This is a genomic window from Microbispora corallina, from assembly GCF_016863035.1.
Taxonomy (GTDB): domain Bacteria; phylum Actinomycetota; class Actinomycetes; order Streptosporangiales; family Streptosporangiaceae; genus Microbispora; species Microbispora corallina.
In genome coordinates this window covers 18,969-44,012 of the sequence record NZ_BOOC01000030.1, presented here as the reverse complement: position 1 = coordinate 44,012, position 25,044 = coordinate 18,969, and the positions used below count along the sequence as shown (strand labels likewise).

Sequence of the window (25,044 nt, the reverse complement as noted above, 5' to 3'; positions counted from 1 at the left end):
CGGTTCGCGACGCCCGTCCGCGCGGTCCTGGCCGGGTTCCGGTGCGTCCTGCCGCGTGGCCCCGTCCTGGCGCGGTTCCGGCGATCCGCGCCGCGCCTTCGCCCGGTCCGCCGGGAAGCCCGGCACCCTTCGCGGTCCCTCTGCCGTCACCGTCGCCCCCGATCCGCCCGCATCCCGCGAGCGATCCAACCCTTTCAGACGGTCTCGTCACCGGTCTAGGGGGTTACTGCCCCCCGCTCCGCGCTTCATGACCATCGGCGCGACCGGTCGGCGCAGCGGGAGGAGCGTGGGCGGTATGTCCCGATATGGACGGGTACGCCACTCGCATGATGAAAGGCACCGTCGTCGAGGGGCTGGTCGCCGGCCTGACGGGCGCCGCCGTGATGACCCTGGGCGAGAAGATCGAGCAGCGGTTCACCGGCCGGCCCGACTCGAAGGTGCCGGGCCGTACACTCCAGCGCCTGCTGCGCGTGTGCGAGGTGTCCCCGCGCTGGGGACGCGTGCTCAACGTCGCCATGCACGCCGGGCAGGGGGCGCTGATGGGCGTGCTGCGGGCCGCGATGGCGCACGCGGGGCTGCGCGGCCCGTGGGCCTCGGCCATGTTCACCGCCGTCCGGCTGACGAACGACCAGCTCCTGGAGAACGCGACCGGGGTCGGCGCGCCGCCCTGGACCTGGCCTCGCGACGAGCTGGCCGCCGACGTGCTGCACAAGACCGTGTACGGCATGGCCACCGGTGTGGTGGCCGACGCCCTGGCCGCCCGCAGTGGACCCGGACCCGGCCGCCGCCACGCGGCCGTACAGCCGGGACGCCACCACGACGTCGGGCCGGTGGGCACCGGCTGGTTCCCGTCGCGGGATCCGGACCGCCAGGGGGAGGTCGGCGCCCGGGGCCGGTCCTGACGGGCGCACGCCCCGCGCGTCCTCGGACGCCTCTGGCGGGTCGCGCGGCGGAACCGCCCCGCCGGGCCCCAGGGGACACATAATGAAAGGCGATGAACACGGGGAGTGACGACGGGGTCGACGTCAGCGTGATAGTGCCGGCGTACAACTGCCGCGCGCACCTCGACCGGTGCCTCACCTCCCTGCTCGTGCAGCGGGTCAGCAAGCAGATCATCATCGTGGACGGCGGCTCGCCGGACGGCACGAGGGCGCTCCTCGATCTTTACGCGGCCCACCACCCCCGGATGATCACGGTGGTCCGCGAGCCGCACCCGAGCACGCCGGGCGCCGCCCGCAACCGGGGCCTCGACCTCGCGACCGGCCGCTACGCCTTCTTCTGCGACGCCGACGACCACCTCGGCCACGACGCGTTATGGCGGATGGTGGCCGCGGGCGACCGCAACGAGTCCGACATCGTCCTCGGCCGGGTCGTCGGCGACCCCGAGCGCGTCCCGGCGTCCGTCTACCGGGAGAGCGCCGAACGCGTGCCGTTACGCGGCAGCCGCGTCTACGACGACCTGTCCTGCTTCAAGCTCTTCCGCCGTGCGACCCTGCTGCGGCACGGCATCCGGTTCGACGAGGGCCTTCGCCTGGGCGCCGACATGGCCTTCGCGGTCCACGCCTACTGCCACGCGCGGGTCATCTCCGTCGTGGCCGACCACGACTGCTACCACGTCAGCCGCCGCCGCGACGGCGACGCCCTCCCCGGGCCGCCGGCCGGCCGCGACCCGCTCGCCTGGCTGCGCACGGTCCGCGTCCCCATCGAGCTCATGGCCCGCCACGTGCCGGCGGGCCCGCTGCGCGACCACCTGCTCCTGCGCCACTTCCGCCGGGACGTCTTCCCCCAGCTCGGCGCGCCCTTCCTCACGGCGGGGGAGGCCGACCGGGAGAAGATCGCGGTCGAGGTCGCCGACATCTGCGCCCAGTGGCTCACCGCCGGCGTGCGCGACCTCCTGGAGGCCGCCGACCGCGCCCGCGCCGCGTCGCTCGACGACCTCGGCCACCTCGTACGGCTGGCCCGCGTCGGGACGGCGACGCTGCGCCACCGCCTGACGGGGCTGGAATGGGACGGCGACCGGCTCACGATCTCCGGGAGCGTCTCGCTCGCCGGGATGCGCGGCGAGCCGGGGCTGGTGCTGCGGGAGCGGACGTCCCGGGAGGAGCGCACGCCCCCGGTGACCCGGGTGGCCGACCTGTTCAGCGGCACGGTCGAGGCGTCCGCGCTCCCGCCCGGCGTCTGGGACGTCCACGCGGCCGTCGACTGCGGGGGCGCCCGCCGGCTGGTGCGCCTCGGCCCGGCCAGGGACGCGTCCGTCGCGGTCCCCGATCCGCGCTTCACGGGCGGGGTGGTCGTGGTGCCCTTCCTCACCCGGACGGGCGGCCACCTCGGGATCGACGTCGGCGGCCACGCCGTCCGGGTGCCCGGCGCCGTACGGCTCACCGCGACGGCCTGGCGCGGCAGGCGACTGCGGATCGAGGGGGAGGTCCGCGTCGGCCGGGCCCCGGCGGCCTCCGCCGTACGGCATCTCGTGTGGCGGGAGCGCGCGTCGGGCGAGGAGCGGCGGGAGGCGGTCGAGGCCGCCGGGCCTCAGGGGTTCGCCGCGGAGACGGGCGGCTTCCGTCCCGGGACCTGGGACGCCTACCTGGAGCTGGACGTGGGCGGCCCGCCCGCCCGGTTCCCCGTGAAGGTCGGCGGCCCCGACGCGCTCGACCGCCCGCTGCGCTGGTGGCGGGGGCCCGTGCAGTGGACGGCGCGGCCGTACGCGACGGCCGTGAACCGCAGGCTGAGCGTGTCGGTGCGGCTCGCGACTCCGCTCACCGTCGTGCGGCGCATGCTGCGCGCCCTGCGGCGCGGCTGAGCCGCCCCCCGGCCCGCCAAGCGGCCCATCAAGCCGAGCCGCCCCCCGGCCCGCGAAGCGGAGCCGCCCGGCGCGCCAAGCCGAGCCGCCCCCGGCCCGCCATGCGGCGCTTCAGCGTGCCGCGGCCGAGCCGTCCGGCGGCCTGTGGCCTGGGGCCGCCGCACGGCTCGCCGCCTCTCGCTCGCCCGGGCGTGATCCGCAAGTAAAGTGGGCCTGGCTGAGGAGGTTCACCGATGAAGCTGCGGCTCGCGCGCCAATCGCTCTCCAACGCCGTCGTCGTGGCCGTCGAGGGCGAGCTCGACCTCTTCACGGCGCCGTTCCTGCGGGACGAGGTGCGTGAGGCCATCAAGAGCGACGGCCCCACGCTCGTGCTCGACCTGGCCGCCCTGTCGTTCATGGACTCCAGCGGCCTCAGCGTGCTCATCGAGGCGTGGCGGCTGGCCACCAGCCAGGGCGGGGTGGTGTGCCTGGCGTCGCCGCAGCCCCCGGTCGCCCGCATCCTGAAGACCACCGGGCTCGACCGGCGCATCAAGGTCTACCCCGATGTCGATACCGCGATTTTGCGTCACCCCGAGTAGAACTTCATTCGGTTGGCGCGTTAAGGTCCCGCTATGGATCTGAACGGAGCAGCAGCAATCATCTCGGGCGGCGCCAGCGGCCTCGGCGAGGCGACGGCCCGCGAGCTGGCCCGCATCGGCGCGACCGTGGTCATCGCCGACCTCAACGCCGAGCGCGGCAAGGCGCTGGCCGACGAGCTCGGTGGCGTGTTCGCGCAGACCGACGTGTCCGACGAGGGCTCGGTCCAGGCCGCCGTGGACGCCGCGGTCGCCACCAGCAGGCCGTTGCGCGCCGTGATCAACAGCGCGGGCATCGGCTGGGCCTCCCGGACGGTGGGCCGCGACGGCTCGCCGCACGACCTCGCGTCGTACCGCAAGGTGATCGACGTCAACCTGATCGGCACGTTCAACCTCATGCGCATCGGTGCGGCGGCCATGGCGAAGACCGAGCCGGCCGACGCCGACGGCGCCCGCGGCGTGGTGATCAACACGGCCTCGGTCGCCGGCATCGAGGGCCAGACCGGCCAGGTGGCCTACTCCGCCTCCAAGGGCGGCATCATCGGCATGACCCTGCCCGCGGCCCGCGACCTGGCCGCGATCGGCGTGCGGGTGCTGACCATCGCCCCCGGCATCATCGACACGCCGATCTACGGGAGCGGGCCGGAGGCCGAGGCGTTCAAGGCCAAGCTGTCCGCGCCGGTGCCGTTCCCCAAGCGCATGGGCCGGGCGTCGGAGTTCGCCCACCTCGTGCGCTCGCTCGTCGAGAACGACTACATGAACGGCGAGGTCATCCGCTTCGACGGCGGCATCCGCTTCCAGCCCAAGTGACCGCAGGGGAGATCAGGTGTCCGACGCTGCCGAGGCGGAAGAAGTACTCGTAGAGGTGGACGGCGGGGTCGCCGTCATCACGATCAACCGGCCCAGGGCCAGGAACGCCGTGAACGGCGCCGTGGCGCGCGGCATAGCCGCCGCCCTGGACGACCTGGACGAGCGGAGCGACGTGTCCGCCATCGTCCTCACGGGGGCGGGCGGCACGTTCTCCGCCGGCATGGACCTCAAGGGCTTCCTCACGGGCGACCTGCCCGTGGTGGAGGGCCGGGGGTTCGGCGGGCTCGTCGAGGCGCCGCCGCGCAAGCCGCTGCTCGCCGCCGTCGAGGGGTACGCGCTGGCCGGCGGGTTCGAGCTGGCCCTCGCGTGCGACATCGTCGTCGCGTCCGAAGAGGCCAGATTCGGCCTGCCGGAGCCCAAGCGCGGCCTGGTCGCGGGCGCCGGCGGCGTGATGCGGCTGCCGCGCCGCATCCCGTACCACATCGCGATGGAGATCGCGCTGACCGGCGACCACTACCCGGCGTCCCGGCTGTACGAGCTGGGGCTCGTCAACCGGGTCACCCCCGCTGGCGGCGCACTGGAGGGCGCGCTCGGGCTGGCCCGGACGATCGCCGCGAACGCGCCGCTGGCGCTGGCCGCCACCAAGCGCGTGATGATCGAGTCGGCCGACTGGTCGCGGGACGAGATGTTCAGGAAGCAGGGCGAGATCGTCAACCCGGTGTTCGGCTCCAAGGACGCCATGGAGGGCGCCGCCGCCTTCGCCGAGAAGCGGGCGCCCGTCTGGAAGGGCGAGTGACGCCTCCGCTGGAGGACGACGCCCGGGGCTCGCGAGTCCCGGGCGTTTCCATACATAAGGCTGTGCTTACGGGGCAGATCGCTCGTTCGTGAGCGGGACTGCGTACCTTAAGGCCATGAGTGATTCCGGGACCGGACTTCCTCCATCCGGCCGGTCGATGAAGGACCGTACAGCGAGGCTCGTCAGCGGCGCCCTCGGCAGCGCGATCCTCATGATCGCCCTCGTGGGCGTGATGTGGGCGGTCGAGGTGGTCGACTACGTCGAGGATGGCCGGCTCGACCGGTACGGCATCGTGGCCCACGAGCCGGATGGGCTGACCGGAATCGTCTTCGCCCCGTTCCTGCACGCGGGGTTCGGCCATCTCATGGCCAACTCGCTGCCGCTGCTGATCCTGGGCTTCGTGGCGGCGATCCGGGGGATCGGCCGGTTCCTCGCCGCGAGCCTCGTGATCATCGTGGTGAGCGGGCTGGGCGTGTGGTTCACCAGCCCGCCGAACACGCTGACGATCGGCGCAAGCGGCCTCGTGTTCGGATATTTCGGCTATGTCGTGGCCCGGGGGCTCTTCGACCGCCGGGCCCTCGACATCGTCCTCGGCGTCGTCGTCGCCGTGCTGTACTACTCGATCCTGTGGGGCGCCCTGCCGTCCCAGCCGGGCATCTCCTGGCAGGGCCACCTCTTCGGGCTGATCGGCGGTGTCCTCGCCGCCTGGCTGCTGCGCCGCCGCGCCTCCTGACTGACGGGCGCGGCGGCGGCGAACGGCGGTGCCTAGAGCCGCTCGACCACGTGGTCGACGCAGGCGGTCAGCGCCTCGATGTCGGCCGGGTCGATCGCGGGGAACATCGCGATGCGCAGCTGGTTGCGGCCGAGCTTGCGGTACGGCTCGGTGTCCACGATGCCGTTGGCCCGCAGCACCTTGGCCACGGCCGCGGCGTCGACCGAGTCGTCGAAGTCGATCGTCCCGACGACGTTGGAGCGCTGCGCGGGGTCGGCCACGAACGGGGTCGTGTACGACGTCTTCTCGGCCCAGGTGTAGAGCCGGGAGGCCGAGTCGGCCGACCGGGCCGTGGTCCAGGCGAGGCCGCCCTGGGAGTTCATCCAGTCGATCTGGTCGGCCAGCAGGAACAGCGTGGCGACGGCCGGCGTGTTGTAGGTCTGGTCCTTCGACGAGTTGTCGATGGCGGTCGGCAGGCTGAAGAACTCGGGCACGAAGCGCCCGCTCGCCTCGATCTCCGACACCCGGTCGAGGGCCTTGGGCGAGAACAGCGCGATCCACAGGCCGCCGTCCGAGGCGAAGCTCTTCTGCGGGGCGAAGTAGTAGACGTCGAACTGCTCGGCCGACACGGGCAGGCCGCCCGCGCCGCTGGTCGCGTCGACGAGGACCAGCGACTCGTCGTCCACGACGCGCTCGATCGGCATGGCGACGCCGGTCGAGGTCTCGTTGTGGGTGAGCGCGTAGACGTCCACGCCCTCCTCGGCGCGGGCCAGGGGGTGGCTGCCGACCTCCGACTTGATCACGGTCGGCTCGGCCAGCCAGGGGGCCTTGGCGGCCACCGCGGCGAACTTCGAGGAGAACTCGCCGAAGTGGAGGTGCTGCGACTTCTCCCGGATGAGCCCGAAGGAGGCGATGTCCCAGAAGGCCGTCGTGCCGCCGTTGCCGAGGACGACCTGGTAGCCCTCGGGGAGGGAGAAGAGCTCGGCGAGGCCCGCGCGGACCCGGCCGACCAGGTTCTTGACGGGCTTCTGGCGGTGGGACGTGCCCATGACGCTCGCTCCGGCCTCGGCGAGAGCGGCGAGCTGCTCGGGACGTACCTTCGAGGGCCCGCAGCCGAAGCGGCCGTCGGCGGGCTTGATGTCAGCGGGAATCACGATGTCAGCCACGTGGTCCAGCGTAGTGAGCCCGGGCCGTGGTCCCGACGCGGGTCCGGATTCTGAGACCCACGTCTCACCGCGTCGTCGGGGGCATGCCGGACGCCGGGCCGTGAGAAGGACATGTCGCCGGCACGCGAAGGGCCCGCGGTCCCGGGGATCGCGGGCCCTCTCGGGGCGGTTCAGATCCTGCCGACGACCTCGGTGGCGCCGGGGACCTCGTTGATCGAGCGCTGCTTCGGGCCCACGTAGTCGGCGCTGGGGCGGACCAGCCTGCCCGTGCGCTTCTGCTCCAGGATGTGGGCGGCCCACCCGGCCGTGCGGGCGCAGGTGAACATCGAGGTGAACATGTGCGAGGGAACCTCGGCGAAGTCGAGGATCACCGCGGCCCAGTACTCCACGTTGGTCGCCAGGACGCGGTCCGGCTTGCGGGCGTGCAGCTCCTCCAGCGCGGCGGTCTCCAGCGCGGCGGCGACCTCGTAGCGCGGCGCGCCCAGCTCCTTCGCCGTACGGCGCAGGACGCGGGCCCGCGGGTCCTCCGCGCGGTAGACGCGGTGGCCGAAGCCCATGAGCCGCTGGCCCTTGTCGAGCTCGCTCTGGACGTACTTGCGGGCGTCGCCCATCTGCTCGACGCCCTCGATCATGTGCAGGACGCGGGCCGGGGCGCCGCCGTGCAGCGGGCCGGACATCGCGCCCACCGCGCCCGACAGGGCGGCGGCCACGTCGGCGCCGGTGGAGGCGATGACGCGGGCGGTGAACGTGGAGGCGTTCATGCCGTGCTCGGCCGCCGAGGTCCAGTAGGCGTCGATGGCCTTGACATGGCGCGGGTCGGGCTCGCCACGCCAGCGGATCATGAAGCGCTCGACGATGCTCTCGGCCTCGTCGACCCGCTTCTGCGGGACCATGGGCAGGCCGAGGCCGCGGGCCGACTGCGCCACGAACGACAGCGCGGTGACCGAGGCGCGGGCGAGGTCGTCGCGGGCCTGGTCGTCGTCGATGTCGAGCAGCGGGCGGAAGCCGAAGGCGGGCGCCAGCATGGCCAGCGCGCTCTGCACGTCTACGCGGATGTCGCCGGAATGGACGGGAACGGGGTACGGCTCCGCCGGGGGAAGGCCCGGCTGGAACGTGTTGTCGACGAGCAGGCCCCAGACATGTCCATAGGAGACGTTGCCCACGAGCTCTTCGATGTCGACGCCCCGGTACCGCAGGGCGCCCCCTTCTTTGTCCGGTTCCGCGATCTCGGTCTCGAACGCGACCACGCCTTCGAGCCCGGGTTTGAAGTCGGACATTCTCGGCCGCCTCCCTCTCTTGTGAAGTCCAGAGCCTTGATGTCGAGATACCGGCGGGTCAATTTAACCCTCAGCGCGGCACTGTTGTGCCCCCGGCCCTCCCCCACGCCGTTCTCCCTGGTAGGGGGTAACGCGCGGGACATCAACCGAGCGCGCAAGAATACCGTTCCGTGGACAGCGCTTCGCAACTCCCCGGGCTCCGCCACAGTTACGAGGGCGAGCCCCTGCTCGAGTCCGGCATGGCCGACGACCCGATGGAGCAGTTCGCCGTCTGGTTCGGCGACGCGGTGGCCGCGGGCCTGCCGGAACCCAACGCGATGATCGTGGCCACCAGCTCCGCGGGCGGCCGCCCCTCCGCCCGCACCGTCCTCCTCAAGGGCTTCGACGAGCGCGGGTTCGTCTTCTTCACCAACTACGAGTCTCGCAAGGGCCGCGACCTCGCCGAGAACCCACGTGCCTGTCTGCTGTTCCCCTGGCATCCGATCCGGCGCCAGGTCCGCGTCGAGGGCCGGGTGGTCCGGCTCCCGCGCGAGGACAGCGCCGCCTACTTCCATTCCCGCCCGTACGGCTCCCGCATCGCGGCGTGGGCCTCCCGGCAGTCGGCCGTGGTCGCCTCGCGGGAGGAGCTCGACCGGAGGTACGAGGAGCTCGCCAGGCGCTGGCCGCAGGACCCGCCGCTGCCGGACTTCTGGGGAGGCTTCCGGGTCATGCCGTCCGAGGTCGAGTTCTGGCAGGGGCAGACCGACCGCATGCACGACCGGCTGCGCTACCGCCTGACGGGAGGCTCGTGGGTGCGCGAGCGGCTCGCGCCCTGAGACCGGCGGCCCCGAGGGCCCGCGTGTACGCACGTCACCGGTCAGGGCAGCGCCGCGGCGACCCTGATGTCCGCCAGGAAGCCGTCGTAGGCCGCGTCCCTGTCCGGCGCGCGCAGGATGGCGGACGGGTGGATGGTCGCCACGTAGTACGCGCCGTCGCGGCGGGGGACCGGCTCCCCCCGGTGCCGGGTGACCCGGAAGGACGGCCCGAGCAGCGCCCGGGCGGCCGTGGCGCCCAGCACCACCGTCACGAGCGGGTCCACCAGCCGCATCTCGGCCTCCAGCCAGGGGCGGCAGGCGTCGATCTCGGCCGCGTTCGGCTTCTGGTGGATGCGCCGCTTGCCGCGTGGCTCGAACTTGAAGTGCTTGACCGCGTTCGTCACGTAGACCCTTTCGCGGTCGATCCCCGCCTCTTCGAGCGCCTTGTCCAGCATGTGACCGGCCGGACCGACGAACGGGGTCCCCCGCCGGTCCTCCTGGTCGCCGGGCTGCTCGCCGACGAGCATGAAGGTGGCGTCGGGGACGCCGTCGCCGAACACGGTCTGGGTGGCGTTCCGGTAGAGGTCGCACCCCTCGCAGTGCCGGGCGGCCTCACGGAGCGCGGGCAGGCTGACTTCGCCAGGAAGGAATCGTTCGGCTCCGATGTTTCCCATCCTGGGTCGCTTCCCCAATAAGGTCACCTGCGAACGCGGGGGAGGTCGTAGCATCGATTTACAAGGACTGGAGGAGCCTTGACCGCACACGGCCTGATCGACACGACGGAGATGTATCTCCGTACGATCTTCGAACTCGAAGAGGAAGGCATCGTGCCTCTGCGCGCCCGCATCGCGGAGCGCCTGCAGCAGAGCGGTCCGACGGTCAGCCAGACGGTGGCACGTATGGAGCGCGACGGCCTCGTCAAGGTGCAGGGGGACAGGCATCTCAGCATGACCGAGCGCGGCCGCACGCTGGCCATCCGCGTCATGCGCAAGCACCGCCTGGCGGAGTGCCTCCTCACCCAGGTCATCGGCATGCCGTGGGAAGAGGTCCACATCGAGGCGTGCCGGTGGGAGCACGTGATGTCGGAGTCGGTGGAGAGCCGGCTCGTGAACCTTCTCGACAATCCCCGGTTCTGCCCGCACGGCAACCCGATCCCCGGTCTTGACGAGCTCGGGGTGGCCCAGTCCGGATTCTCCGCAGATGAGATGGTGTCTCCCATGGCGAACCTCGCCGGTGCGGCGGAGACCCCGGTTGTAGTGCGCCGAATCAGCGAACAAGTGCAAAGCGACCCCGCCGTGATGCTTAAACTCAAGCAAGTTGGGATACAACCCGGACGCGAGGTGACGCTCGCGGCGAGCGACGACGGTGTGCGGGTGACGGGTGATGGTGAGGCGGGCAGCACGGCCGTGGATCTTCCGCGCGACGTCGCCGCTCACGTTTTCGTCACCAGACGATGACGGAAAGAGTTGTGCCTGGTTGAATCCCATAGGGAGTCCCTCATTTCTCGCGACCCAGCCCTTGCAGGAGCGCCCGTGCCCGGCATAGCGAAAGCACCCCGTCGAGGGGTGGTCGTGGGATGAGACGCTGGGGAGACCTGTCACAGGACACCGACGACCACCTCACCGCCGGCTCCGTCCTCGATCACGCCGAGATGGCCGTGGTCGTCACCGACCGCTTCAGCAACGTCCTCTACTGGAACCCGTTCGCCGAGCAGCTGTTCGGCCGGGTCGGCGCCCCCACCGGCAAGGAGTCCCTGCTCTCGCTGGGGATCATGGAGAAGGACCACCCTCTCGCCGTCGACCTCGCCAAGCACGTGCTGCGGGGCGGGGTGTGGGAGGGCACCTTCGACGTGGTCCGCGGCGACGGCACGATGATCTACGTGCGCGCCCAGGCCGTCCCGCTGCGCCACCCGTCCGGCTCCGTCACCGGCATCGTGATCACCGCGCGCGAGGCGATGCGCAGCAACGAGCGCGAGAAGGACCGCTTCGGCCTGCTGGAGCGCATCGGCGAGCGGCTCGCCGGCTCGCTGTACGTCGAGGAGACCCTCAACCGCGTCGCCGAGATGCTGGTCCCCCAGTTCGCCGACCACTGCTTCATCGAGCTCGTCGAGGGCGACCGGCTGATCCGCAAGGTGTCGACGCACGTCCACGGCTGGACGCCGCCACCGGACAGCTGGCAGCCGGTGGGCGGCGAGATCCGGTACCCGCCCGGCCACTACGCCGACATTGCCATCCGCCGCCAGGAGACGATCCTCGTCGAGGACTTCTCGCAGGTCAGCTACCCCGCCCCGAGCGAGGGCGCGGCCCGCGTGTGCGGGGAGATCGGGATGACCTCGGCGATCGTCGCGCCGCTGTGCGTGCGCGGGGAGACGCTCGGGCTGATGTATCTCGGCATGTCCAACCTGACCGACCGGCGCTCGCCCCACTACGACACCTTCGACCGCGACTTCGTGGGCGCCATCGCAACCCGGGTAGCGCTCGCCGTCGACAACGCGCTGCTCTTCGAGGAGGAGCGCCACACGGCCGAGTCGTTCCAGAAGAACCTGCTCCCGCGTCAGCCGCTGCCCTCGCTCGACGGCCTGGAGATCGCCGTCCGCTACTACCCGGCCGCCCCGCTCGCCTCCCACGGGCAGGGCATCCAGACCCAGGTCGGCGGCGACTGGTACGACGTGATCCCGCTGTCGGCCGGCCGCGTCGGCATCGTGATCGGGGACGTCGAGGGCCGCGGGGCCAAGGCGGCGGCGGTCATGGGCCAGCTCAGGGCCGCGTTGCGGGCCTTCGCCCAGGACGACAAGCCACCCGCCGACATCCTCGCCCGCCTGGACGAGTGGACCAGGATCGTCGCCGCGCCGGAACACGACGACTTCGGCGCCGACATCACCAATCCGCCGATCGTCACCTGCCAGTACATGGTGTACGACGCGTGGTCGCGCCAGCTGTCGTTCGCCAACGCCGGTCACGCCCCGCCGCTGCTGATCGTCGACGGCAACGTGACGGAGCTCGACATCACCGAGGTCGGCCAGCCGCTCGGGGTGCGCGCCAAGGGCGTCCACGCCGACCTGGTCTACAAGGAGGAGACGCGGACGCTGCCGCCCGGCGCGACGCTGCTCCTCTACACCGACGGCCTGGTCGACCGGCGGCCGCCGCGCGACGCCGAGGGCGCCCCGCCCAGCGACGACGAGACGCTCGGGGTGCTGTTCGAGAAGCTCGCCAAGGTCTCCAACGAGCCCGTCGAGCGGATCGCCGACATGGCGACCGTCGCCGTCCCGGGCGAGATCGACGACGACATGGCGATCCTCGTGGTCAGGTCCGCCGGCAGCGAGCTGGAGGTCGAGGAGCGCACGTTCCCGGCGCAGCCGATCATGGTGAGCGAGGCGCGCCGCATGGCGGCGGAGGCGTTCGCGGCATGGCGGGTCCCCGAGGAGCGCGCCGAGCTGGCCTGCCTGCTGGTCTCCGAGGTCGTGACCAACGTGGTCCTGCACGCGGCGAGCGCCAGCGTCCCCCGGCGGGAGCTGGTCTTCGACGGCCCGCCGCTGCCGTTCGACGAGTCGTGGGACGTGCCGGGGTTCGAAGAGGAGATCGCCGGAGACAAGGAGTTCATGCTCCGGCTGCGCCGCGGCGGGGAGTCCATCTGGGTCGAGGTCTTCGACCAGGACCTGCGGCTGCCCCGCATCCGCAGCGCCGGCGAGAACGACGAGGGCGGCCGCGGCCTCTACCTGGTCGACCAGCTGGCCCGGCGCTGGGGCTCGCGGCCGACGCGCGAGGGCAAGGCCGTCTGGTTCGAGATCCCCATCGGCGGCCGCTGACCGGCGGTCGTTCCTCGCGGCGGGCGAGAAGGCGGCACTGGCCTCCCGCACGCCCCCGGCCGGTCCCGGACCGCGTGGAGCACCGGCGAGCCGCCCTGACCGCCCCTGGCAGCCCAAGGCGTGTCCATGGGCGCGGACGCTGGCCGGTGCGGCCGTTCGGTGCTTGACTCGCAGGTATGGAGCTCGCCTACGACCGCCGGGGCAGCGGGCCGCCGCTCGTCCTGCTGCACGGCATCGGCCACCACCGGCAGGGCTGGCTGCCGGTGCTGGACCTGCTCGCCGAGCGGCACGACGTCATCGCGGTCGACCTGCCGGGCTTCGGCGAGTCCCCGCCGCTGCCGGCCGGCATCCCGTACACGCCGGAGACGCTCGGCGGCGCGGTCGAGGAGTTCTGGCGGGGGCTCGGCGTCGACGCCCCGCACGTCGCGGGCAACTCGCTCGGCGGCTACATCGCGCTCGACCTGGCGTCGGGCGGGACCGTCCGCTCGGCCGTCGCCCTCTCGCCGGCCGGGTTCTGGTCCCGGCCTGAGCACCTGTACGCGCGCATGGTGCTGCGCGTGCTGCGGGCGACCGCCGGCGCCGGGCGAGGCGGACTGGCCGCGGCGCTGACCTCGACTCCGTGGGGCAAGGCGGCCGCCATGGGCCTGCTGGTCGCCAGGCCCGACCGGATCTCGGACGAGGCGGTGCTGGCCGCCGCCCACGCGCTGGGGACCTGCCCGGGCTTCGACGAGACGCTTGAGGCGATGTCGTGGACGCCGCCGCCCGCCCCGCCCAAGGTGCCGATCACGCTCGCGTGGGGCGAGCACGACCGGCTGCTGCCGCCGTACCGGCAGGCCGTACGGGCGGCCCGGTGGGCGGGGCAGCGGGTCAAGATCCTCCAGGGGTGCGGCCACCTGCCGATGAGCGACGACCCCGCGCTCGTGGCGCGGATCGTCATCGAGGGCAGCCGCGACTCCTGAGGGTCCGGGGGCCTTCCCCTCCGGCAAGCCCGCGCCGGAGGCGAAAGCCGCGCATACTGATCAGCATGGACCCCGGACTCATCCTTCTGGTCTTCCTGGCGTTCCTGTTCGCGTGGCTGCTGAACCGGGTGCGCAGGTTCTTCCGGCTGGGCCCGGTGGCCTACGTAGGCGTGATGATCGTGTTCATCATCGCCATGCTCGCCATCTGGGGTCAGCAGCACCGCTGACCGGGGTCAGAAGCCGAACGAGCGGCCGATGATCTCCTTCATGATCTCGGTCGTGCCGCCGTAGATCGTCTGGACGCGGCTGTCGAGCCATGCCTTGGCGACCGGGTACTCCAGCATGTAGCCGTAGCCGCCGTGAAGCTGGAGGCACCGGTCGATGACCTTGTTCTGCAGCTCGGTCGTCCACCACTTGGCCTTGGCCGCGTCCACGACCGTCAGCTCCTTGGCGTTCAGCGCGAGGATGCACTTGTCGACGTAGTGGCGGGCGATCTCCACCTCGGTCGACAGCTCGGCCAGCAGGAAGCGGGTGTTCTGGAACTGCCCGATGTTCCTGCCGAAGGCCTTGCGGCTCCTGCAGTACTCGATCGTCTGCTCCAGCACGGTCTCGGCGGCGGCGACGGCCGCGACGGCGATCGACAGCCGCTCCTGGGGCAGGTTGACCATGAGCTGGATGAAGCCCTGGCCCTCCTCGCCGCCGAGGCGGTTGGCCACCGGTACCCGGACGTTCTCGAAGAACAACTCGGCCGTGTCCTGGGCGTGCATGCCGACCTTCTCGAGATTGCGGCCGCGGGTGAACCCCTCCATGCCGCGCTCGACGACCAGCAGGGTCGTGCCCCGCGCCCCGGCCGTGGGATCGGTCTTGGTCACCACGACGACGAGGTCGGAGTTGATGCCGTTCGTGATGAACGTCTTCTGCCCGTTGACGACGTAGTGGTCGCCCTCGCGGACGGCGGTCGTCCGCACCCCCTGCAGGTCGCTGCCCGCGCCCGGCTCGGTCATGCCGATGGCCGTGATCAGCTCACCGGAGGCGAACCCGGGCAGCCAGCGCTGCTTCTGCTCGTCGTCGGTCATGTCGACGAGGTACGGCGCCATGATGTCGTTGTGCAGGCCGAAGCCGAGGCCGGTCGCGCCGTGGCGGATGATCTCCTCGACGATCACCGTGTTGTAGCGGAAGTCGGTGATGCCCGACCCGCCGTACTCCTCGGGGATCGAGAAGCCGAACATGCCGAGCTCGCCGGCCTTCTTCCACACCTCTCTCGGGACGATGCCGTCCTGCTCCCACTGCGCGTGGTGCGGGACCACCTCGCGAGCCATGAACTCGCGGACGGTCTCGCGGAAGAGGTCGTGCTCCTCGTCGAAGAGGTCTCGCCGCATCGGGTACGCCTTCCGAAGTCGCGTGGTCGTTGCCGCGGCCAGAATACGATTCTAGTCTCTCGGGGTCGATTGTCGCGGCTCGTCACGTTAGTGGACGAGTCGATTACAACTCCGCCACCATCGTCGATTACACCCCATAAGCCCCTGACGTAACCCGTAAGATCTAGCCTCGGTTTGCTGTTCTTGCCCGTGGGGCCAGGCTTCCCGATCGGAGCGCGTCGTGGTTCGGTGGAGAGCGGGGCGGCGCACGCTCGCCGCCGCGGTCGTGAGCGTGGCCGGAGGGGTGCTCCTCGCGCTGCCCCTGACCTCGGCCAGGGCCGAGGCGGTCGAGATCGACCTCAACTACACGTGTGTCTCCGGCCCCCAGGGCGTGGCGCCCACGCCGGTCAACCTCAAGGTCACGCTCACGCTGCAGACCGCCCTGGCCGTGGGCCAGCCGCTCGACGTCCGGTGGGGCGTCGCCTACCGGGACGGCACGCGGTTCCTGTCGCCCGGCCTGTTCCAGCCCGGCGCCCGCCTGTCCGCGACCGGCGTCTCCGGAATCAGCGGCGACCTGTGGAACGGGGAGCTCAACTCCCTCGGATACAAGGACCAGGCGCTGCTCCAGAACGGCGGGCCGATCGAGCTGCCGGAGCTGATCTCCGGCGCGGTGTCCACGACCCAGGCCGGGACGCTGGAACTGGTGCCCAAGAAGCTGTTCATCGACTTCACCCCACCGGCGTCCGAGACGGTCGTCAACGACGACGACCCCTCGATCGCGTACGTCGGCTCGGACTGGGCCGACTACAACGACCGCGCGCCGCAGTTCAAGGACATCCACGAGGACGTCCACGCGAGCGAGGTCACCGGCGCGGAGGTCTCCTTCCCCTTCACCGGCACGGGCGTCGACTTCATCACCGAGCAGGACTACCGCGCCGGGCAGGTGCAGTTCGCGATCGACGGCAAGCCGGGCATCCCGGCCACGGCCGACGCCTCGAAGGACGAGAACGGGAACCCGGTGGTGGTCGCCAACCAGGGCAACCACACGCTGTGGGGCATGCGCGGCCTGCCGTACAAGCAGCACACGCTCACGGTGAAGAAGCTGGACGCCAAGTGGGCCATGGTGGACGGCTTCCGCGTCGTCACCGAGCAGATCATGACCCCGCCGAAGCAGCTCCAGGCGGTGTGCACGCCGACCAAGAAGCCGACGGCCGTCCGGGTGACGATCGGCGGTGGCGGCGGCGACGGCGGCGGCGGCGGGACGACCCCGCCCACGACCCCGTCCTCCTCGGGCTCTCCCAGCGGTTCGCCCGACCCCAGTGGCTCCACGCCTCCTCCGTCCGGTTCGCCCAGCCCGAGCGGCTCGGCCTCCGCGTCGCCGAGCTCGACTCCGTCGCAGTCGCAGAGCCAGGTCGTCGCGGTGGTGGTGCAGGGAAGCCCGACGCCGACGGCCACCACGACCGTCACGCTGACCGCCACGCCGACCGTGGCGCAGGTGCGGGTCACCCCCAAGGGCGGGGCGCAGACCGGTGAGGAGCCGGTCCGCACCTCCGCGTCCGGCCCGCTGCTCGTCGGGTCGGGCGGCGTGATGCTGGTGATAGGCGTGTTCAGCGGGGTGGCCCTGCTCAGGCGCAGGGCGGCCCACTCGGGCGACCGGAACCTCACGGTCTGAGGAGGATCACGATGACCGCCACTCCTCCCGAGGGCCAGGCTCCCCAGCCTCAGCAGCCCGCCACGCCCGCGAAGCGCCGGTCGCTCCCGCAGCCCGTCCTCGCGACGCTGCTCGTGGCCGGGTCGTTCGGCGGCATCGTGGCCGTGATGGCCGGCATGCTGGCCGTCCTCGCGCCCTCCTCCGGGACGGAGGAGGTGCCCGGGTACCAGACGACCGTCCAGGACGCGGGGAACGTCGCGTTCCTGCCGCCGACCGTCGGCCCGGGAGGCCCGGGGGTGCCGCTGACGGCGGCCGACCCGACGGCCCCGCCGCCGGCGCCCGCGCTCCAGCCGTTCGCGCCGCTGTCGCTGACGACGACCACCGCCTCGTCCTCGTCGCTGCCGGTGAACGTCCCGACGTCCTCGTCCTCGTCGTCGAAGACGGCCACGGCCCTGAAGACGTCCAGCCGGCCCGTCAAGATCAGCATCCCGTCCATCGGGGTCAAGGCGAAGGTCGGGGCCGTCGGCGTGCAGAAGTCCGGCGAGATCCAGGCGCCTCCGCTGAGCCGGCCGAGCCTCACCGGCTGGTACCGCCTCGGCCCGGCCCCCGGCGACCAAGGACCGGCGATCATCCTGGGCCACGTGAACACCCGTACGGGCGCGGCCGTCTTCAGCCGCCTGCACGAGCTGAAGCGGGGCAACAAGATCTCGGTGCTGCGCGCCGACGGGAAGATCGCGATCTTCACGGTCGACGGCGTGGAGCAGGTGGGGAAGACGACGTTCCCCACCAAGCGGGTCTACGGCAACACGATCACGGCCTCGCTCCGGCTGGTCACCTGCGGCGGCGTCTTCAACGCCAAGCGGCACAGCTACACCGACAACATCATCGTGTACGCGACGCTGACCGGCGTGCAGGGCAAGTGACGTCCCCGGTCGGGGTCAGCTTCCCCGGCCGATTGTGATCACGTCCTGAGCCGGGCCGTCCGGCTCAGCGGCGTCGTCTTCCGCCCGCCGGCCGGCTCCCCTGCGGGTGAGCAGCGCCGCCGCGCCCGCCGCCAGGACGAGGACGGCGGCCAGCGGGTACGGCACGCCGCCGGACGCCGAGGAGGCCTTCGCCGACGTGGCCGGCGCGGGTGTGGCTGGCACGGGTGCGGCCGTCGTGGCCGCGGGTGTCGCGGGTGCGGCCGCGACCGGGGTCGACGACCACGGGAAGCCGGGCGGCTTCGCGTCGCCCCAGTAGTCCTTGACCTCCCCGCCGGGCGCGGCGGGGAACTCCGGCGGGACCGGCCGCAGTCCGCCCGGCACGGTGAGCAGGCCGAGCTCGCACGTCCCGAAGACGCCCTGGACGCCCTGCAACCGCCAGACGCCCGGCGGCAGGATGATCGTAACGGCGTAGTGGGCCGGCTCCGGCAGTCGCGTGCCGGCGAACGTGACCCCCTTGTCGTTCTCCCCGACGATGCGAAGCCCGGTGGTGCCGAGCTCCGCGGCCGTGCCGTCGAACGGGTGGGTGCCGTGCTGGAGGACCCAGTAGCCGACCGTGTAGGCCACTCCGGGCTCCATCCGGGAGGGGAGCGGGTCGAGTTCGGTCACCGCCCAGTTCCCCGCGTACGCGGGGGGCGCCCATGCCAGGATCGCCGCCACGGCGGCGAGCGCCACGAGTAGTCGTCTCATGCACCCGATACACCGGGAATGCCGTGAAGGTTCCCTGAGTGTTTCCTGACATAAGTCCGCTTTTGGTGATGCCCGCGGTCAAAGCCTGGAAGACTGGGCCCGCTTGATCGTGACCGCGGTGGTGGGAGAGACAGCTGTGCCCAACGTGAGCGTCCGGCACAGAAGTGCGCGGCGGCGCATCGCCATGCGAGCGGCCGCGGCGGCGGGCGCGGGTGCGATCGCGCTGATGGCCTGGCCGGTGCTCGCGCAGGACGGCTCCGCCACCGTCCTCTACTCCTGCACCGCCCTCGGCGGCACGGCCACGGCGACGTACCCCGTCACCGTCGCCCTCCAGGCCCCCGACGGCGTGACGCCCGGGCAGACCGCGCGGATCACCTGGAGGATCACGCCCGGCAGCCCCGGCGCCGGGCAGTCGCCGATGGTCGCGGGGACGAGCCTCGCGAGTGGCGACGTGATCGTGGCCGAGGGGACCGCCGAGGCCACCGGAGCCCCGGTCGCGGGCGGCGCGAGCCCGACGCCGTCGAGCAGCGGCAGCCCGACGCCGTCAAGTAGCGGGAGCCCGTCCCCGTCAAGCAGCGCGAGCCCGTCCGCCGGCGGCGCGTCTCCGTCTCCCAGTTCCCCTAGCCCGAGCCCCTCCGGCAGCGGCACCACGCCGTCGGGCGACGGCGCCGGCTCCGAGTTCTCGGACACCGCGGCCGACGCCACCTCGTCTCCGACCGACTCCGGAACGCCCACCGACTCCGGAACGCCTACGGACGCCGCGTCCTCGCCGGGCGACGCGGGCACCGGCTCCCCGAGCCCGGAGGCGACGGACACGACCGGCGACCCGTTCTCGGCCGCCGTGCCGGCGGTCACCGTGACGCCCGTCGCCTCGGCGACCGTCAGCACCGCCGTGCCGGCCACGGCCACGCTGGCGCCCATCCCCGACATGGTGATCACCCTTACCCCGACCGCCGTGGGGACGGTGGGCGTGGTGGCCGGCGACTTCGGGCTGGAACTCGCGCCGCAGAGCGGGACGACCACCCACGACCTCTACACCTGCACCGCTCCCGAGTCCGGCTCGCGGGCCTCGGTCGCCCTCACGATCGTGTCGTCCCCCGCCACGAGCCCGAGCGCCACGCCGAGCGACGACGGCACCGACGGCGCCGACGACTCTCCCGCCCCGACCGAGACGGTCACGGAGACCACCACGGCGTCGGCGACCACGACGGTCACCTCGACCGTGTCGTCGACCGCGACCGTCACCCACCGGGCGACGGCCCAGATCTCCCGCACTCCGCTGGGCGGCGCGCAGACAGGTGGCGGCGGCGAGATCGGCCCCGACGGACGGGTCTTCGTGCTCGCCGGCGCCGTCCTGATGGCCGCCTCCGCGACCGGCGGCCTCGTGCTGCGCAGATCCGGCTCGCGGACGTCGGCACGAGGCGTGCGCCATGTCTAGGACCCGTACGCCGGGGGCGGCGTTTCTTGGCCGTTCCCTGACGGATTCCCGGCAGAGAGAGGCCATTAGGGGGGCTTTGTCCGTAGGATCGCTACCTGACCGTGACCGTATGCTGGAATGCTGGTACGCCTGTTACTACGGGGATCCGGGATGGGAGAGAAGTCAGTGCTGAAGTCCAGGGCACGCGGCCGAGTCGTCCGGAGGGCCGCCGGGGCCGGAGTGGTCAGCGCGGGCGTCCTCCTCGGCGGTCTGGCGGTCGTCAACGCGCACGCCGACACCAAGACGGTCAGTTACACGTGCACCCCGTCCTCGGGTGCCGCCGTCACGCACGACTTCACGGTGTCGTTGACCGCGAACGGGAGCGCCGCGGTCGGCACCGCCTTCACCGCGACGCTGACGCTGTCGTCCGGGGCCTCCGCGCTGCCCGCGCCCGTGGCCATCGGGACGGACAAGTGGATCCAGGTCGAGCCGTCGATTTCGGCCTCGGGCGCCGCAGGGGTGTCCACGCCGTCCCCCTCCGCCTCGCTCAGTTCAGCGCCCGTCGGCTCGCCCATGGGGGCCCTCCCAGTGGCGACGATCACGGTCACGCCGTCCACGGGCGCGACGTCGGTCGTCCTCACGGCGAGGGACTTCAAGCTGAACCTGCTCGGCTCGGCCACGAGCGGCTCCACGACGCCCGAGCTGCTCTACGACTGCAAGATCTCGACGACCGGGGTGTCCACGCTGCCGGCGGTCGCGACGGTCGCCGTCGGGACCGCGTCCTCGACGCCGTCAGCGAGCACCTCGCCCAGCACCTCGACGAGCCCCACTCCGCGGCACACCCGGACGGTGTACGAGACCGTCACCGCGAGCCCGTCCAAGTCGCGGCGCTCGGGGCAGGTCACCCACACGCCCGGCGGCGGCGCCGCGACGGGCGGCGGCGGCGAGGCGGGCCCGGACGGGCGGGTCCTCGTCCTCACCGGCACCGGCCTGATGCTCGCCGCGGCCACGGGCGGACTCATGATGCGGGCCCGCCGGCGGCCCGTGCGGCAGTAGGACGGGGTCGTGACGACGCCGCCTGGACAGTACCCGCCGGGTCAGCCCGGGCAGCCGCCGTACGGCGTGCCCTACGACCCCCGCCTGCACGGGCATCCCCAGCCGGTGTGGGGCCCACCGGTCTACCAGCCGGTCATGCTGCCCCAGGTCCAGCCGCCGCCGCAGGAGCCCGAGGAGCCGAGGGGCGGCGGCACGCAGGCGATCCGCGGCGTGCTCATCCTGGCGGCCGTGGTCGGTCTGGTGACCGTCGTCCTCGGTGCCGTCTTCATGGTCAGCTCACCCGACGAGTACGCCCCGCCCGAGCGGACGGGCCTCAACCTGGCCAAGGGGCAGGGCGGCCTCGCGCCCAGCGTCGGGCCGGGCGGCCCGGGGCAGGCGCTCACCCAGGCCGTGCCCATGGCGCCCCCGCCGGCGCCGCCGGCTCCCGCGGCGCCGGCCATGCAGCCGTCCTCGCCGAAGCGGCTCATCATCCGCAAGCTCGGGATCAACGCGCCGATCGTCTCGGTCGGCACCGATAAGGCCGGGGCGATCGAGACGCCGCCGATCAACAACGCCAACCTCGTCGGCTGGTACCGCGGCGGACCCACCCCGGGCGAGGCCGGGCCCGCCGTCATGCTCGGTCACAAGGACACCACCACCCGCAGCGCCGTCTTCAGCCGCCTGCACGAGCTGCGGTACGGCGACGAGATCGAGGTGACCCGCATGGACGGCACGGTCGCCGTGTTCATGGTGGGCGGCGTCGAGCAGGCGAACAAGCAGACCTTCCCGACCAACCGCGTCTACGGGCAGGCGGCCAACGCGGAGTTGCGGCTCATCACCTGCGGGGGTGCCTACAACCGTACGACCGGCCATTATGTGGACAACGTCATCGTGTACGCGACGATGACGAGCACGCATCTCGCCAAGGCCAAATCCTAGGGACACGACCGAACGGGGGCCCCTTCCCGAAGGGCATGTGGATCGCGGTCCGTGGGGCTATCGTCTCTTCGACCGATCATGAGGAGGGCCCGTGGGCTGGTTCTCGAATCTTCTGCTGCCCGGCCGGCTGAGGACGGGACCGACGGTCCTGCTTCCCGTCCGCCCGGACCCCAAGACGCTGCTGGCCATCGCCCAGCTCGCCGACCCCGCCGCCAGGCCCGACGGCGACGGAATCCTCGCGGGCGGCTCGCGCATCCTCCCCGCCGTCGAGCTCGGCGCCGACATGCTGGCCAAGCTCGGCGTAGAGGGCGAGGAGCGGCTGTGGGCCTGCCGGATCGCCGCCGAGGGCCCCCTGCCCGTCGACTTCTTCGACAAGACCCTGGCCGAGGGCATCGCCTACCGGCTGGGCGGCTGGTCGCTCTGCCAGGGCGAGCCGACCGACCCGGTCGAGGACGAACGGCGCTACCCCGTGGTCTACCTGCCCGCCGCGCCGACGCCGGAGGAGACGCTGCCCGTCCTCGCCGGGCTGCTGCGCCCGGTCGACGCGCTCGACACCGCCCGGTGGCCGGACGGCGAGCTGGCCGACGGCATCGTGCACGTCGCGGTCCGCCAGGGGCGGGTGACCGACGTGTACGCCGGGGCGGACACCGTCGTCACCGTGGAGGAGGGCCACCGGGTCCCTCCGGCCGTCGGGGTCCGCTGGCCGTACCTGACGGAGGTCGCCGTCCTGCGGGTCTCCCCGCTGCCGCCCCGGCCGCCTGCCGAGGCCGACCCCGGCCGGGGGGCCGCCGACGACCTGGACGAGCCGGCCGCTCCGGAGGAGCCCGCCGAGACCGTCGAGGTGGCCGACGTGGATGCGAGAGCCGTAGAAGATCCGGAGGATGCGGGGGAGCACGGGCAGCGGGACGGGACGGCGGACGACGAGGCAACCGCGACGGCGCAGGACGCTCAGAGCGGCGCGGCGGATGGCGCGGTGGTCGACGGCGCGGTGGTCGACGGCGCGGGCGGCGAGCCGGAGAGCGTGGAGTCCGAGGAGATGGAGGAGGCGTCCGGGGACGAGGACGACCTCGCGTACGGCCCGGAGACCGGGTCGGCCGATGCCGAGGAGGCCATGCTCGCCCGCGCGACGCTGGCGCTGACCCTCGCCGACCGCCTCCAGGGGATCGCCGCGGACTCCGGGGCGTTCCAGCTCGGGGAGCCTGAGGACGTGCTGCCCGGGCGGTACGCCTGAGGCCCCACCCGGACCGTCCACAGACGAAAGTTCTGATGTAACCTCTCATTGACCGAACATTGCTCGGTTTCCTATGGAGGCACTGTGGCAGAGGCGTACATCGTCGGGGCGGTCCGGACCCCGGTCGGCAAGAAGAAGGGCGGGCTGTCCACGGTCCATCCGACCGACCTTGCCGCTCACACCCTAGCCGCGCTCGTCGAGCGCACCGGCGTCGACCCGGCCGCGGTGGACGACGTGATCATGGGCTGTGTCATGCAGTTCGGCCCGCAGTCGATGGACATCGCCCGGAACGCGTGGCTGAGCGCGGGCCTGCCGGAGACGGTCCCGGGCGTCACGATCGACCGCCAGTGCGGCTCCTCGCAGCAGGCCGTGCACTTCGCGGCCCAGGGGGTGCTGTCCGGCACGCAGGACCTGGTCGTCGCGGCCGGCGTCGAGTCGATGTCGATCGTGCCCATGGGGTCGAGCATCACGGCGGCCCTGGAGAAGGGAATGCCGTTCCCGTTCGGCGACAAGTGGGTGGAGCGGTACGGCAAGCAGGAGATCTCCCAGTTCCGCGGCGCCGAGCTGATGTGCGAGAAGTGGGGCTTCAGCCGCGAGGAGCTGGACCGGTACGCCTACGAGAGCCACCAGCGGGCGGCCAAGGCCATCGCGAACGGTCACTTCAAGGAGCAGATCGCGCCGATCAACGGCGTGGAGGACGACGAGGGCCCCCGTCCCGACACCACGCTCGAGAAGATGGCCGAGCTGAAGACCCTCCGGGAGGGCGGCCGGATCACCGCCGCCACCTCGTCGCAGATCTCGGACGGCTCGGGCGCCGTGCTCATCGCCTCCGAGCAGGCGGTGCGGGAGCACAACCTGACCCCGCGCGCCCGGATCGTCACGCTGTCGCTGGTCGGGGACGACCCGGTCTACATGCTGACCGCGCCCATCCCGGCGACCCAGAAGGCGCTGAAGAGGGCCGGCCTGAGCATCGACCAGATCGACGTCGTCGAGATCAACGAGGCGTTCGCCCCGGTCCCGCTGGCCTGGCTCAAGGAGATCGGCGCGGACCCGGAGCGCACCAACCCGAACGGCGGCGCCATCGCCCTCGGCCACCCGCTCGGCGGCACCGGCGCGATCCTGATGACCAAACTGCTGCACGAGCTGGAGCGCACCGGCGGCCGGTACGGCCTGCAGACGATGTGCGAGGGCGGCGGCCAGGCCAACGTCACGATCATCGAACGTCTCTGACGTCGCAGACGGAGAAGGGCACCCCGGGCCGGCCCGGGGTGCCCTTCTCCCGTCACTTGGTGCGGGGGATGCGGCGCGGCGCCCGGATCGGGCGGGCCGGCATGGGCGGCGCCGGCGTCTGACGCGCCGGCGGGAATCCGTGCTTGGGCTGCGGCTGCGGAGTGCGCGGCTGGTCCTTGCCGCGCTTGGCGTAGGGGTGAGCAGGCATGCGGAATCTCCTTGTACGTACGGGACGCGGCACCGAGGTGCCGTCACTCAGCCGCCGCGTCGGGAAGGACAGGGCCAGAGAGCTGAGGCGCGACCGGTCGGGCGTGCGGGGACGCCCGGCGGATCAGCGGTCGCCGTACAGAATCCACATGCCGCGACCGTAACAGCCCGCCCGGCCGCGGCCCAACAGGTTTTCCCGCCGCCCTCGCGCCGCCCCAACGCCCCCGTGCCGCCCCTACCGTGACGCCCGTCGGCCGCGCTCGGCCGGGGACGCGATCCAGGCTCAGGCGGCGTCCAAGTGATCGCGCAGTTGGCTGCAAGTCGCCTCGGATCTACTCGTCCTGTCAACGGGACGACGAACCACAGGAGACACCCGACATGAAGTCCGTCCGCCGCACCCTCACCCGCTCCGCCGCGCTCCTCGCCACGTCCGCCGTCGCGGTCGCGACCTTCGGCGTGATGTCGAGCCCGGCGCAGGCGATGCAGCCGGGCGACGGCTGGTACCGCTGCTACATCTCCGGTTACGGCTGGATGTGGTGCTACGACGTCTGATCTCCCAAGGAGACACCGTGGACCGCCCCCTCGACGAGGGGGCGGTCCACGCGTGTCTGC

26 protein-coding genes are annotated in these 25,044 nt (G+C 72.2%); 19 read left to right on the top strand and 7 right to left on the bottom strand.

The window, feature by feature from the left end:
- Window positions 1–326 precede the first annotated feature (326 nt).
- From Mco01_RS26300 to Mco01_RS26275, 6 genes are all read left to right on the top strand, one after another.
- Window positions 327–902, top strand: coding sequence for a hypothetical protein (locus Mco01_RS26300; RefSeq protein ID WP_204059544.1), 576 nt, complete (start codon window positions 327–329; stop codon window positions 900–902).
- 92 nt (window positions 903–994) lie between these two features.
- Window positions 995–2,800, top strand: coding sequence for a glycosyltransferase (locus tag Mco01_RS26295; protein ID WP_204059543.1), 1,806 nt, complete (start codon window positions 995–997; stop codon window positions 2,798–2,800).
- Between the two features lie 233 nt (window positions 2,801–3,033).
- Entirely contained in the window at window positions 3,034–3,378 is a 345-nt protein-coding gene (locus tag Mco01_RS26290) for an STAS domain-containing protein (protein ID WP_036328620.1), read from the top strand.
- Between the two features lie 33 nt (window positions 3,379–3,411).
- On the top strand, window positions 3,412–4,185 hold the full coding sequence (locus Mco01_RS26285) for an SDR family NAD(P)-dependent oxidoreductase (RefSeq protein ID WP_204059542.1): 774 nt from the start codon (window positions 3,412–3,414) through the stop codon (window positions 4,183–4,185).
- A 16-nt stretch (window positions 4,186–4,201) separates the two neighbouring features.
- Window positions 4,202–4,981 carry a crotonase/enoyl-CoA hydratase family protein gene (locus tag Mco01_RS26280; protein WP_204059541.1) on the top strand — a complete coding sequence of 260 codons (780 nt, stop codon included), beginning with the start codon at window positions 4,202–4,204 and terminating at the stop codon, window positions 4,979–4,981.
- A 157-nt stretch (window positions 4,982–5,138) separates the two neighbouring features.
- The gene (locus Mco01_RS26275; protein ID WP_239103929.1) at window positions 5,139–5,714 is read left to right on the top strand and encodes a rhomboid family intramembrane serine protease; all 576 of its coding nucleotides are present in this window, start codon (window positions 5,139–5,141) and stop codon (window positions 5,712–5,714) included.
- Between the two features lie 32 nt (window positions 5,715–5,746).
- On the opposite strand, the gene serC is transcribed toward Mco01_RS26275, so the two are convergent.
- A complete protein-coding gene (serC, locus tag Mco01_RS26270; protein ID WP_204059539.1) occupies window positions 5,747–6,859 on the bottom strand; it encodes a phosphoserine transaminase in 1,113 nt (370 codons plus the stop codon).
- 170 nt (window positions 6,860–7,029) lie between these two features.
- Window positions 7,030–8,136 (bottom strand): citrate synthase 2, encoded by a 1,107-nt coding sequence (locus Mco01_RS26265; RefSeq protein ID WP_204059538.1) that lies wholly within the window; start codon window positions 8,134–8,136, stop codon window positions 7,030–7,032.
- A gap of 170 nt (window positions 8,137–8,306) precedes the next feature.
- Between Mco01_RS26265 and pdxH the strand changes: the two genes are divergently transcribed.
- Window positions 8,307–8,951, top strand: coding sequence for a pyridoxamine 5'-phosphate oxidase (gene pdxH / locus Mco01_RS26260; protein WP_204059537.1), 645 nt, complete (start codon window positions 8,307–8,309; stop codon window positions 8,949–8,951).
- A gap of 41 nt (window positions 8,952–8,992) precedes the next feature.
- Here the strand turns inward: pdxH and Mco01_RS26255 are convergent, their stop codons facing one another.
- Window positions 8,993–9,604 carry a UdgX family uracil-DNA binding protein gene (locus Mco01_RS26255; protein WP_204059536.1) on the bottom strand — a complete coding sequence of 204 codons (612 nt, stop codon included), beginning with the start codon at window positions 9,602–9,604 and terminating at the stop codon, window positions 8,993–8,995.
- 78 nt (window positions 9,605–9,682) lie between these two features.
- On the opposite strand from Mco01_RS26255, the gene Mco01_RS26250 reads away from it, so the two are divergent.
- The 4 genes from Mco01_RS26250 (at window position 9,683) to Mco01_RS26235 (ending at window position 13,921) form a co-directional block, all read left to right on the top strand.
- The gene (locus Mco01_RS26250) at window positions 9,683–10,387 is read left to right on the top strand and encodes an iron-dependent transcriptional repressor DtxR (protein ID WP_036328604.1); all 705 of its coding nucleotides are present in this window, start codon (window positions 9,683–9,685) and stop codon (window positions 10,385–10,387) included.
- A gap of 119 nt (window positions 10,388–10,506) precedes the next feature.
- Window positions 10,507–12,735, top strand: a complete 2,229-nt coding sequence (locus Mco01_RS26245) for an ATP-binding SpoIIE family protein phosphatase (protein WP_204059535.1) — start codon at window positions 10,507–10,509, stop codon at window positions 12,733–12,735.
- Window positions 12,736–12,911: 176 nt separating this feature from the next.
- A complete protein-coding gene (locus Mco01_RS26240) occupies window positions 12,912–13,694 on the top strand; it encodes an alpha/beta fold hydrolase (RefSeq protein WP_204059534.1) in 783 nt (260 codons plus the stop codon).
- Between the two features lie 65 nt (window positions 13,695–13,759).
- Window positions 13,760–13,921, top strand: coding sequence for a hypothetical protein (locus Mco01_RS26235; RefSeq protein ID WP_204059533.1), 162 nt, complete (start codon window positions 13,760–13,762; stop codon window positions 13,919–13,921).
- Window positions 13,922–13,927: 6 nt separating this feature from the next.
- On the opposite strand, the gene Mco01_RS26230 is transcribed toward Mco01_RS26235, so the two are convergent.
- The gene (locus Mco01_RS26230) at window positions 13,928–15,073 is read right to left on the bottom strand and encodes an acyl-CoA dehydrogenase family protein (protein ID WP_204059532.1); all 1,146 of its coding nucleotides are present in this window, start codon (window positions 15,071–15,073) and stop codon (window positions 13,928–13,930) included.
- Between the two features lie 220 nt (window positions 15,074–15,293).
- Between Mco01_RS26230 and Mco01_RS26225 the strand changes: the two genes are divergently transcribed.
- Window positions 15,294–16,724 carry a hypothetical protein gene (locus Mco01_RS26225; RefSeq protein WP_204059531.1) on the top strand — a complete coding sequence of 477 codons (1,431 nt, stop codon included), beginning with the start codon at window positions 15,294–15,296 and terminating at the stop codon, window positions 16,722–16,724.
- Window positions 16,725–16,735: 11 nt separating this feature from the next.
- The gene (locus Mco01_RS26220) at window positions 16,736–17,626 is read left to right on the top strand and encodes a class F sortase (RefSeq protein ID WP_204059530.1); all 891 of its coding nucleotides are present in this window, start codon (window positions 16,736–16,738) and stop codon (window positions 17,624–17,626) included.
- A 15-nt stretch (window positions 17,627–17,641) separates the two neighbouring features.
- Here the strand turns inward: Mco01_RS26220 and Mco01_RS26215 are convergent, their stop codons facing one another.
- Together Mco01_RS26215 and Mco01_RS26210 are read right to left on the bottom strand one after the other, a co-directional pair.
- On the bottom strand, window positions 17,642–18,373 hold the full coding sequence (locus tag Mco01_RS26215) for a hypothetical protein (RefSeq protein WP_204059529.1): 732 nt from the start codon (window positions 18,371–18,373) through the stop codon (window positions 17,642–17,644).
- A gap of 270 nt (window positions 18,374–18,643) precedes the next feature.
- Complete coding sequence (locus Mco01_RS26210; protein ID WP_204059528.1) at window positions 18,644–19,294, bottom strand: hypothetical protein; 651 nt, start codon at window positions 19,292–19,294, stop codon at window positions 18,644–18,646.
- A 7-nt stretch (window positions 19,295–19,301) separates the two neighbouring features.
- Between Mco01_RS26210 and Mco01_RS26205 the strand changes: the two genes are divergently transcribed.
- The 5 genes from Mco01_RS26205 to Mco01_RS26185 all read left to right on the top strand — a co-directional run bounded on the left by Mco01_RS26205 (window position 19,302) and on the right by Mco01_RS26185 (window position 24,225).
- Window positions 19,302–19,811, top strand: a complete 510-nt coding sequence (locus tag Mco01_RS26205) for a hypothetical protein (protein WP_204059527.1) — start codon at window positions 19,302–19,304, stop codon at window positions 19,809–19,811.
- Between the two features lie 150 nt (window positions 19,812–19,961).
- Window positions 19,962–20,846 carry a hypothetical protein gene (locus Mco01_RS26200; RefSeq protein WP_204059526.1) on the top strand — a complete coding sequence of 295 codons (885 nt, stop codon included), beginning with the start codon at window positions 19,962–19,964 and terminating at the stop codon, window positions 20,844–20,846.
- A gap of 9 nt (window positions 20,847–20,855) precedes the next feature.
- Complete coding sequence (locus Mco01_RS26195; RefSeq protein WP_239103928.1) at window positions 20,856–21,764, top strand: class F sortase; 909 nt, start codon at window positions 20,856–20,858, stop codon at window positions 21,762–21,764.
- A gap of 91 nt (window positions 21,765–21,855) precedes the next feature.
- Entirely contained in the window at window positions 21,856–22,995 is a 1,140-nt protein-coding gene (locus Mco01_RS26190; protein WP_204059525.1) for a hypothetical protein, read from the top strand.
- An 84-nt stretch (window positions 22,996–23,079) separates the two neighbouring features.
- Window positions 23,080–24,225, top strand: coding sequence for an acetyl-CoA C-acetyltransferase (locus Mco01_RS26185; protein ID WP_036328581.1), 1,146 nt, complete (start codon window positions 23,080–23,082; stop codon window positions 24,223–24,225).
- 52 nt (window positions 24,226–24,277) lie between these two features.
- Here Mco01_RS26185 and Mco01_RS26180 read toward each other — a convergent pair whose 3' ends face one another.
- Entirely contained in the window at window positions 24,278–24,433 is a 156-nt protein-coding gene (locus tag Mco01_RS26180; protein WP_157099699.1) for a hypothetical protein, read from the bottom strand.
- A gap of 377 nt (window positions 24,434–24,810) precedes the next feature.
- Here Mco01_RS26180 and Mco01_RS26175 point away from each other — a divergent pair, with 377 nt between their 5' ends.
- A complete protein-coding gene (locus tag Mco01_RS26175; protein WP_204059524.1) occupies window positions 24,811–24,984 on the top strand; it encodes a hypothetical protein in 174 nt (57 codons plus the stop codon).
- Window positions 24,985–25,044: the final 60 nt, after the last annotated feature.

Excerpts from the sequence above, each read along its gene's own strand:
- Mco01_RS26275 (WP_239103929.1), top strand. The coding sequence starts at position 5,139 with ATGAAGGACCGTACAGCGAGGCTCGTCAGCGGCGCCCTCGGCAGCGCG.
- Mco01_RS26220 (WP_204059530.1), top strand. The coding sequence starts at position 16,736 with ATGACCGCCACTCCTCCCGAGGGCCAGGCTCCCCAGCCTCAGCAGCCC.
- Mco01_RS26245 (WP_204059535.1), top strand. The coding sequence starts at position 10,507 with ATGAGACGCTGGGGAGACCTGTCACAGGACACCGACGACCACCTCACC.
- Mco01_RS26240 (WP_204059534.1), top strand. The coding sequence starts at position 12,912 with ATGGAGCTCGCCTACGACCGCCGGGGCAGCGGGCCGCCGCTCGTCCTG.
- Mco01_RS26210 (WP_204059528.1), bottom strand. The coding sequence starts at position 19,294 with ATGGGCGCCAGCGTGGCCGTGGCCGGCACGGCGGTGCTGACGGTCGCC.
- Mco01_RS26215 (WP_204059529.1), bottom strand. The coding sequence starts at position 18,373 with ATGAGACGACTACTCGTGGCGCTCGCCGCCGTGGCGGCGATCCTGGCA.
- Mco01_RS26290 (WP_036328620.1), top strand. The coding sequence starts at position 3,034 with ATGAAGCTGCGGCTCGCGCGCCAATCGCTCTCCAACGCCGTCGTCGTG.
- Mco01_RS26255 (WP_204059536.1), bottom strand. The coding sequence starts at position 9,604 with ATGGGAAACATCGGAGCCGAACGATTCCTTCCTGGCGAAGTCAGCCTG.
- Mco01_RS26205 (WP_204059527.1), top strand. The coding sequence starts at position 19,302 with ATGGTGATCACCCTTACCCCGACCGCCGTGGGGACGGTGGGCGTGGTG.
- Mco01_RS26295 (WP_204059543.1), top strand. The coding sequence starts at position 995 with ATGAACACGGGGAGTGACGACGGGGTCGACGTCAGCGTGATAGTGCCG.
- Mco01_RS26175 (WP_204059524.1), top strand. The coding sequence starts at position 24,811 with ATGAAGTCCGTCCGCCGCACCCTCACCCGCTCCGCCGCGCTCCTCGCC.
- Mco01_RS26285 (WP_204059542.1), top strand. The coding sequence starts at position 3,412 with ATGGATCTGAACGGAGCAGCAGCAATCATCTCGGGCGGCGCCAGCGGC.
- Mco01_RS26180 (WP_157099699.1), bottom strand. The coding sequence starts at position 24,433 with ATGCCTGCTCACCCCTACGCCAAGCGCGGCAAGGACCAGCCGCGCACT.
- Mco01_RS26230 (WP_204059532.1), bottom strand. The coding sequence starts at position 15,073 with ATGCGGCGAGACCTCTTCGACGAGGAGCACGACCTCTTCCGCGAGACC.
- Mco01_RS26300 (WP_204059544.1), top strand. The coding sequence starts at position 327 with ATGATGAAAGGCACCGTCGTCGAGGGGCTGGTCGCCGGCCTGACGGGC.
- Mco01_RS26235 (WP_204059533.1), top strand. The coding sequence starts at position 13,760 with ATGGACCCCGGACTCATCCTTCTGGTCTTCCTGGCGTTCCTGTTCGCG.
- Mco01_RS26265 (WP_204059538.1), bottom strand. The coding sequence starts at position 8,136 with ATGTCCGACTTCAAACCCGGGCTCGAAGGCGTGGTCGCGTTCGAGACC.
- Mco01_RS26200 (WP_204059526.1), top strand. The coding sequence starts at position 19,962 with ATGGGAGAGAAGTCAGTGCTGAAGTCCAGGGCACGCGGCCGAGTCGTC.